Source organism: Candidatus Vagococcus giribetii (assembly GCF_017316185.1).
GTDB classification, from domain to species: domain Bacteria; phylum Bacillota; class Bacilli; order Lactobacillales; family Vagococcaceae; genus Vagococcus; species Vagococcus giribetii.
In genome coordinates this window covers 1-5,332 of sequence record NZ_JAFLVX010000001.1, presented here as the reverse complement: position 1 = coordinate 5,332, position 5,332 = coordinate 1, and the positions used below count along the sequence as shown (strand labels likewise).

Annotated in this window: 9 protein-coding genes; 3 read left to right on the top strand and 6 right to left on the bottom strand. The window is 30.8% G+C overall.

All coding sequences use genetic code 11. The annotated features are described in order from the left end of the window. The coding region (locus DOK76_RS00045; RefSeq protein ID WP_206964010.1) for a replication initiation protein at positions 1-378 on the bottom strand (378 nt) is incomplete at its 3' end. Between the two features lie 558 nt (positions 379-936). Continuing rightward, positions 937-1,338, bottom strand: coding sequence for a MurR/RpiR family transcriptional regulator (locus tag DOK76_RS00040; RefSeq protein WP_206964008.1), 402 nt, complete (start codon positions 1,336-1,338; stop codon positions 937-939). Between the two features lie 142 nt (positions 1,339-1,480). Here DOK76_RS00040 and DOK76_RS00035 point away from each other — a divergent pair, with 142 nt between their 5' ends. Next, complete coding sequence (locus tag DOK76_RS00035; RefSeq protein WP_206964005.1) at positions 1,481-1,579, top strand: type I toxin-antitoxin system Fst family toxin; 99 nt, start codon at positions 1,481-1,483, stop codon at positions 1,577-1,579. A gap of 231 nt (positions 1,580-1,810) precedes the next feature. On the opposite strand, the gene DOK76_RS00030 is transcribed toward DOK76_RS00035, so the two are convergent. Both DOK76_RS00030 and DOK76_RS00025 read right to left on the bottom strand, forming a co-directional pair. Continuing rightward, positions 1,811-2,344, bottom strand: coding sequence for a helix-turn-helix domain-containing protein (locus DOK76_RS00030; protein WP_206964003.1), 534 nt, complete (start codon positions 2,342-2,344; stop codon positions 1,811-1,813). A 154-nt stretch (positions 2,345-2,498) separates the two neighbouring features. Next, complete coding sequence (locus DOK76_RS00025) at positions 2,499-2,870, bottom strand: carboxymuconolactone decarboxylase family protein (protein WP_206964000.1); 372 nt, start codon at positions 2,868-2,870, stop codon at positions 2,499-2,501. 74 nt (positions 2,871-2,944) lie between these two features. Between DOK76_RS00025 and DOK76_RS00020 the strand changes: the two genes are divergently transcribed. Together DOK76_RS00020 and DOK76_RS00015 are read left to right on the top strand one after the other, a co-directional pair. After that, positions 2,945-3,301, top strand: coding sequence for a MerR family transcriptional regulator (locus DOK76_RS00020; RefSeq protein ID WP_206963998.1), 357 nt, complete (start codon positions 2,945-2,947; stop codon positions 3,299-3,301). Positions 3,302-3,352: 51 nt separating this feature from the next. Continuing rightward, positions 3,353-3,595 (top strand): CPCC family cysteine-rich protein, encoded by a 243-nt coding sequence (locus tag DOK76_RS00015; protein WP_206963996.1) that lies wholly within the window; start codon positions 3,353-3,355, stop codon positions 3,593-3,595. A 738-nt stretch (positions 3,596-4,333) separates the two neighbouring features. Here the strand turns inward: DOK76_RS00015 and DOK76_RS00010 are convergent. Both DOK76_RS00010 and DOK76_RS00005 read right to left on the bottom strand, forming a co-directional pair. Beyond that, a complete protein-coding gene (locus tag DOK76_RS00010; protein ID WP_206963994.1) occupies positions 4,334-4,498 on the bottom strand; it encodes a hypothetical protein in 165 nt (54 codons plus the stop codon). A gap of 288 nt (positions 4,499-4,786) precedes the next feature. Next, the coding region (locus tag DOK76_RS00005; RefSeq protein WP_206963992.1) for a replication initiation protein at positions 4,787-5,332 on the bottom strand (546 nt) is incomplete at its 5' end.

Sequence of the window (5,332 nt, the reverse complement as noted above, 5' to 3'; positions counted from 1 at the left end):
AATATCTAACCCATTCGTCCGGAGTGCTTTTTCATAAATACGAATATCAACGTAAGGTTCGTCAGCGTCACCATCTATTTTAAATTCAGTGAACATAACAAACATTTCTACGCTTAGCCCACTTTTACTTCGTTTTCCAAAACGTAATGATAATATCTTCTCATAAGTTTCTGTTAAATCATCAATAAATCTCACGTTAGCGGTTGCTTTGTAATTACTTAAATCTTTTAATTGATCAAAAGAAAATCTGACAGTTTGAGAACCTTTTTCTCTCATTCTAGAAACAATAGAAAAAAATAAGTTCATTTCTACAGGTGTAAATTTTCTTAAAGGAATAGTATTGAGTTCATGATGATATTTTACAAGCTCATTAGCCATATTAGACCTCCAATTATTTATAGACACAATTATAAGACACTTGTTGCCTATAAAACAAGTCTAAACAGACAATTTGTTGCCTATAAACAGACAATTTGTTGCCTATAAACAGACAATTTGTTGCCTATAAACAGACAATTTGTTGCCTTAAACATTCTGTATCCCTTGTGGCTCTAAGCTTAAACAGGGGTCTAAAAGAGGTTGTAAAAGAGGTTGTAAAAGAGGTTATAAAAGAGGTTGCCTAAATTTCCCACCTAAAAGTCGAATTCTTTTTAATAAAATCATCTATAAGTATGTTTAAAAGATATAAAAAAGGAGTGAGAGAAAACCATTCTCACATTAAACTTGCAGCAGTCGCTATAAGCTCCTTTGCTAAAAGATAAAACCATTCCTTAAAGAGATTCTTTACTTAGCCTTAAAACGCAAAAAAAGAGCTATTTAAGCTCATTTAGATAAAACTCTTAGTTTGATAAGTAAAACGTCTTTCAGACGGTCAGGGTAAACCCTAACAACCCTAGAACGAAAATCAGTAACAAATGACAAGAATAAAAAGCTATTTTATTTCCACCACTGCCACCATTTTTTAGAATCTACATTTTCTTCTAGTAGTTTTGTATTTTTTTGTTGCTCGTAAAGTAGTAATTGTTGTTGCTGATTTAAGATTGTCTGCAAGGTCTCAAATTGACTATTTTTATCCTCTATTTCCTTTTTTAAATAAACAATAGTTTCTTCTAAATTTAAAATGTATTCTTCTCTAAAATCTACTGCAATATCGCCTGTTTCGGTTGATTCGCTTTTTTTATCTGATAATGCTTCAACAACAAGGGTTACAACCGAATCATCATACAGAAAAGTTTGTCCATCTTGTGCCGATTCAGTTGCGCCAACTGATTTGATGTATCTAGCAACAGTAGTCTTAGAAACTCCAAGCATATCAGCTATTTCTTTAACAGTTTTCATAGTACACCTCCGCAATATTTTACCGCTCCATCATATCATTTATAATTCGGTAGAAAAAGACAAAATAAAGTAAAAAATGTGTTATATTTATTACTGGCATTTAGCCTACCAAAGCTATCATAGGTTTGGAGGTGAAACATGCATGATTGAAAAACTTCTAACGTTAGTTATCGCACCAATCATTGTTGGGGCAGTCATTGAACTGTTTGCTTATTGGTTGAAAAAGCAAGACGATAACTAAAGGCTAATGCCATTCAACCCACACGCTTAGTCGCAAAGCGAAAAAAAAAGCCCCAACCACTCGCAATGGTTGGGGCTTTTGTGCTATTGAAACATGCACTAGAAACTTCTAACGTTTTCGCACCTTTATTATATCACGATTTTATTTATCAATCAAAAGTACTGATGTCACTCTTATATTACTAGTAACATTAAATTAATTGATTTACATAAAACCCATTACTACAAGCTATTAAACTAATATAGTTTTCAAATTATAGCGACAATAAGCTTTTAATATATTAAAAATTGATTTATACGTTTTTTTAACAAGGAACAACACACTTAATCCAATTAAACATAAAAGAATGGCAAAACCTAACTGTGACCACGTAAATGACTGTAATCCCATAATATTAACTACTAGTAGAATGATTGGGCATGCTGAAAAAATGATAGAAACAAATAATGCAGATAAGCTAACAGCTATAGCGACTATTAGTGGCCCTAAAACAATATAAATATTAAAAATCAAGACACCTAGCAATCCAAAAATATTAATTTTTTTATGCTCCATTACTTTTCCTCCTTCCTTGTTTGCTATTAGTTCTTCAAGAGTGATTCCATATAATTTACTGATATCTTCTAAAACATAAATATTGGGAATGGTTCTATTTTGTTCCCAACGTGAAACAGTTTGTCTTGAAACAAAGAGTTTTTGAGCAACTTCCTCTTGAGTGAGTTCATTTTTTTTTCTTAAATTTTTTAGTAGAAGTCCTATATCCATGATAGTCTCCTTTCATAACTTAAATATACTAATTATCTAGTAAAATTAAAGCACACAATATGTTACATTGCTAAAATCAGTGCTATTTTTTACTACAACAAAAGAAAAAACCTCTCAAAAATACTTTGAAAGATTTTGGTTAACATATTGGCAGTTATAAGGAGTTAAAAACCTCTTGAGCAGTGTAAATTGCATTTAAGACTTTAGGAAAACCAACATAGGGGATACATTGAGTAAAAACTTCTATAACTTCTTCCTGGGTTAAACCAACATTTAAACAGCCATTGATATGCACGATTAATTGATTTTTAGTATCACCTTGACTTAATAAACAAGCAACTGTTATTATCTCACGCTCTCTCAAATTAAGTTTATCTGAGGCGTATATTTCCCCAAAGGCAAATTCAATAATGTGTTTGCCAACTTGTGGAGCAATAGACTCTAAATTTTGAATTACTTTTTCTCCTGCTAAACCATCTATTTTTTCTAAATTTTTAAGACCAATATCAAATCTTGTATTACTCATAGTAATCTCTCCTTTATGATTTATAATGAATAACTATAAACCTTAAAGTTAACTTGATAGCAAGGAGGAATTTCATGTATAAAATTAATGAGATATCTAAAATAACCAGTATTCCAATTTCAACATTACGTTATTACGAAGAATTAAATTTATTGAAACCATCAAGGGATCAAAACAATTATAGAATCTATTCTGTAAAAGATTTAGAATGGATTAATTTTATTAAGCGAATCAAAGAAACTGGTATGAGCTTAAAAGATATACAAATCTATTCAGATTTAAGAAATGAAGGTAATTCAACAATAATTCCACGTTTAGAATTATTAGATAAACAGGAATTAAAATTATTGAATGAAATGGAATTATTAAAAAATGATATTCAGTTCATTAGAAATAAAAAGAAAGTCTATCAAGAAATGTTATTAGGTTAACATAACTGATGATTATACCAAGTTAATTAAATCAAGAAAGAAGGTAAAGAAATGAACCAGTGTCCATGTTGTAAATATTATACTATCGAAGGTGAAGGCGAATATGATATCTGTAAAGTTTGTTTTTGGGAAGATGATCCTAGTGGAATAATTTATCCAAAAGAAGCTGTAGGAGCTAATGCTATATCCCTGAATAAGGCTAGGAAAAACTATATAGAATTTGGAGCAAGTGAAAAACGATTCCTTAGTAATGTGAGAAGTCCTTTATTTGAAGAATTAGTAGAGAATAATTAGTTATTTAACCCTGTAGTTAACATAATTAAATGTTAAACCAAGCTCTATATGTGCCAAGGCTTTCAGCCTTTGAGATTGTGAAAACCGACTGGTACACCTAAAAATGAAAAGAAGAACCTTGTTAAATCAAGGTTCTTCTTTTTTTGACTTAGTGAAATGAGCCAGTTTGTTTTATGGAAATTTTGTTATTTTATAATTTAATGTTACTAGTAATATTAAATTCTCTTTTTTAGCTTCAGAAGGACGGTGCGACTTCCATGTAAAGTATAACCTATTATACTTTGCAGACAAAGTGTAGGCTCGGCTGAGAGCTTTTCAACTCTTTTAGAGTTGCCAGCAGTCTTTGGACTGCTGAAAACCAACACCTGTCTTTTCGGTGAAAAGACGACTTGTTTTAAGGCTAAAATTGTTCCTTATTCAGTCACATTTTTAGCCTCAAAAAAGTAATGCCCTTTGTGGTCAAAAAGGTTTCCTATTCGGTCGCTTTTCCAACCAATTTATGTAGCTCTTTATTGCTCGCTTTTCGCTTAATTTTAATGACTTATTTTTTCTGCTTTTTTATGACAGAAAAAATTTAAAATCAGAAAGGCAAGCATCGGGTTTGGACGTCCAAACCCAAAAAGGAGCTTGTTAGGTTTTACCTAATACCAAATAAAAAGACCAAGAGAAATGATCTTCCTTCAGAAGAATTTCTCTTGGTCTTTTTTGTCGCTTTGCTCGATGATAACAACTTATTTTTTATAAATTATCCCAATCAATTTCACCTAAAGTGACCGTCTCATCATCTTTATTTTTTTCAATTTCTTCAAGAACGCCTACCTGTCTAAGGTAGGCAGTTTCACGTTGAGCAGAAGCCGATTTTTCTTTCAAATAAAAGGAATCTAAGTTTGATTTATCAGTCATATAAAAAACACCATCCTTATTAATTTTCTGAAAAAGAAGTCTAACAAACAATTAAAGACTAAAAGCATGATTTTAGCTAAGTAAGAGCATAAGGGAAACTGCCAACACTAGTCGTGTCGGGTTGATAGTATCAACGTTTCCTTAGCCAACATTTTTTTTCGCTTGCTATACAATTGCTATACGCTTTTTTTACTTAAATCCCATTTTGTTATACGTTTGTTATACAATATCTTAACTGTTTTTTTAGATTGTTATACATTTGTTATACAGAAAAAATAACAGAAATGTTTAGTTTAAAAAGCCATTTTGTAAATCTTCAAGTAGTCCTTTTTTTTGAATTTCTGACAATAATTCTTTTTCTTTATTTTGTTGTTGAGCATGAAAATCTGCTTCATGAGTTCCGATTTTTAGATTTAAAACCTTATCTTTTGCGACCCATTTTTCTTCTTGAGAAAGTTCACCATTGTGCTCAATGTTAAACATTTTTTTACGTAAGTTTTCTTGTTCACCTTTAGAAAAGTCGTCAGCATTTTTAGCTTCAGCTTTAAAAGAAAACTGATAACCTATAACTGGTTTTCCTCTTCCTTTACCATATTTTTTCCTGATAGTAAGCCCTCTAAAAAGTGGAGTAAGTTCCTCTTTTATCGGTTTCAAAACACGCTCGTTTATATGTGTTTCTCTATAACTTTTAGGGATATCTAACAACTCATTGAAATCTTCTTTTGAAAAATAGGCATATCCAGTAGTTCTAAATTGTTTTAATAATCGAAACATAGTTTTGGAGTAACTACTTTGTAATTCAGTAAATTGTTGCAGAGAATATCTAACCCATTC

Bases quoted from the DNA above. Each gene is read 5' to 3' on its own strand.
- DOK76_RS00035 (WP_206964005.1), top strand. From the start codon at position 1,481: ATGATTGAAAAACTTCTAACGTTAGTTATCGCACCAATCATTGTTGGG.
- DOK76_RS00025 (WP_206964000.1), bottom strand. From the start codon at position 2,870: ATGAGTAATACAAGATTTGATATTGGTCTTAAAAATTTAGAAAAAATA.
- DOK76_RS00020 (WP_206963998.1), top strand. From the start codon at position 2,945: ATGTATAAAATTAATGAGATATCTAAAATAACCAGTATTCCAATTTCA.
- DOK76_RS00015 (WP_206963996.1), top strand. From the start codon at position 3,353: ATGAACCAGTGTCCATGTTGTAAATATTATACTATCGAAGGTGAAGGC.
- DOK76_RS00040 (WP_206964008.1), bottom strand. From the start codon at position 1,338: ATGAAAACTGTTAAAGAAATAGCTGATATGCTTGGAGTTTCTAAGACT.
- DOK76_RS00030 (WP_206964003.1), bottom strand. From the start codon at position 2,344: ATGGATATAGGACTTCTACTAAAAAATTTAAGAAAAAAAAATGAACTC.
- DOK76_RS00010 (WP_206963994.1), bottom strand. From the start codon at position 4,498: ATGACTGATAAATCAAACTTAGATTCCTTTTATTTGAAAGAAAAATCG.